The sequence below is a fragment of the Sphingobium lactosutens genome (assembly GCF_013393185.1).
Classification (GTDB): Bacteria; Pseudomonadota; Alphaproteobacteria; order Sphingomonadales; family Sphingomonadaceae; genus Sphingobium; species Sphingobium lactosutens_A.
In genome coordinates this window covers 1-2500 of sequence record NZ_QJQX01000072.1, presented here as the reverse complement: position 1 = coordinate 2500, position 2500 = coordinate 1, and the positions used below count along the sequence as shown (strand labels likewise).

Annotated in this window: 2 rRNA genes (1 of these 2 cut by a window edge); both read right to left on the bottom strand. The window is 50.7% G+C overall.

Annotation, left to right across the window (positions count from 1 at the left end):
* Positions 1 to 1097 (bottom strand): 23S ribosomal RNA (locus DM806_RS19595) (its annotated part extends 1602 nt beyond the left edge of the window); the annotation flags it as partial.
* Between the two features lie 145 nt (positions 1098 to 1242).
* Positions 1243 to 2500: ribosomal RNA gene (locus DM806_RS19590) — 16S ribosomal RNA — on the bottom strand; the annotation flags it as partial.

The window sequence follows — 2500 nt, the reverse complement described above, 5'->3', positions numbered from 1 at the left end:
TTGTCTAAGCAACTCCACATCCTTTTCCACTTAATACACACTTTGGGACCTTAGCTGGCGATCTGGGCTGTTTCCCTCTTGACTACGGATCTTATCACTCGCAGTCTGACTCCTAAGGATAAGTCATTGGCATTCGGAGTTTGACTGAATTCGGTAATCCGATGAGGACCCCTAGTTCAATCAGTGCTCTACCTCCAAGACTCTTACACTTAAGGCTAGCCCTAAAGCTATTTCGGGGAGAACCAGCTATCTCCAGGTTCGATTGGAATTTCTCCGCTACCCACACCTCATCCCCGCACTTTTCAACGTGCGTGGGTTCGGGCCTCCATTCAGTGTTACCTGAACTTCACCCTGGACATGGGTAGATCACCTGGTTTCGGGTCTACGACCACGTACTAAACGCCCTATTCAGACTCGCTTTCGCTGCGGCTCCGCCTCTTCAGCTTAACCTCGCACGGGATCGTAACTCGCCGGTTCATTCTACAAAAGGCACGCCATCACCCATTAACGGGCTCTGACTATTTGTAGGCACACGGTTTCAGGATCTCTTTCACTCCCCTTCCGGGGTGCTTTTCACCTTTCCCTCACGGTACTGGTTCACTATCGATCACTAGGGAGTATTTAGCCTTGGGAGATGGTCCTCCCAGATTCCGACGGAATTTCACGTGTTCCGCCGTACTCAGGATACATTCAAGAGAGAACGAAGTTTCGACTACGGGGTTGTTACCCTCTACGACGGACCTTTCCAGGTCGCTTCGTCTACCTCGTTCCTTTGTAACTCCGTATAGAATGTCCTACAACCCCAAGAGGCAAGCCTCTTGGTTTGGGCTATGTTCCGTTTCGCTCGCCGCTACTCAGGAAATCGCATTTGCTTTCTCTTCCTCCAGGTACTTAGATGTTTCAGTTCCCTGGGTCTGTCTTCCATACCCTATGTATTCAGGTAAGGATACCATACCATTACGTATAGTGGGTTTCCCCATTCGGAAATCTTCGGATCAAAGCTTACTTACAGCTCCCCGAAGCATATCGGCGTTAGTCCCGTCCTTCATCGACTCCTAGTGTCAAGGCATCCACCGTGCGCCCTTTCTAACTTAACCAAACTAAAATTAAAAAATATGAGCTACACTGTTATCTAGTTTTCAAAGAACATACATTTATATATGAGAGATAGTTCTCTCAAAACTGAACAAAACGAAACACGGAAACTTATATTGATGAACAGCGTTCATCAATTCTCCATAGAAAGGAGGTGATCCAGCCGCACCTTCCGATACGGCTACCTTGTTACGACTTCACCCCAATCATCTGTCCCACCTTAGGCGGCTGGCTCCAAAAAGGTTACCCCACCGACTTCGGGTGTTACAAACTCTCGTGGTGTGACGGGCGGTGTGTACAAGGCCCGGGAACGTATTCACCGCGGCATGCTGATCCGCGATTACTAGCGATTCCAGCTTCATGTAGGCGAGTTGCAGCCTACAATCCGAACTGAGAACGGTTTTATGAGATTAGCTCCACCTCGCGGTCTTGCAGCTCTTTGTACCGTCCATTGTAGCACGTGTGTAGCCCAGGTCATAAGGGGCATGATGATTTGACGTCATCCCCACCTTCCTCCGGTTTGTCACCGGCAGTCACCTTAGAGTGCCCAACTTAATGATGGCAACTAAGATCAAGGGTTGCGCTCGTTGCGGGACTTAACCCAACATCTCACGACACGAGCTGACGACAACCATGCACCACCTGTCACTCTGCTCCCGAAGGAGAAGCCCTATCTCTAGGGTTTTCAGAGGATGTCAAGACCTGGTAAGGTTCTTCGCGTTGCTTCGAATTAAACCACATGCTCCACCGCTTGTGCGGGCCCCCGTCAATTCCTTTGAGTTTCAGCCTTGCGGCCGTACTCCCCAGGCGGAGTGCTTAATGCGTTAACTTCAGCACTAAAGGGCGGAAACCCTCTAACACTTAGCACTCATCGTTTACGGCGTGGACTACCAGGGTATCTAATCCTGTTTGCTCCCCACGCTTTCGCGCCTCAGTGTCAGTTACAGACCAGAAAGTCGCCTTCGCCACTGGTGTTCCTCCATATCTCTACGCATTTCACCGCTACACATGGAATTCCACTTTCCTCTTCTGCACTCAAGTCTCCCAGTTTCCAATGACCCTCCACGGTTGAGCCGTGGGCTTTCACATCAGACTTAAGAAACCACCTGCGCGCGCTTTACGCCCAATAATTCCGGATAACGCTTGCCACCTACGTATTACCGCGGCTGCTGGCACGTAGTTAGCCGTGGCTTTCTGGTTAGGTACCGTCAAGGTGCCAGCTTATTCAACTAGCACTTGTTCTTCCCTAACAACAGAGTTTTACGACCCGAAAGCCTTCATCACTCACGCGGCGTTGCTCCGTCAGACTTTCGTCCATTGCGGAAGATTCCCTACTGCTGCCTCCCGTAGGAGTCTGGGCCGTGTCTCAGTCCCAGTGTGGCCGATCACCCTCTCAGGTCGGCTA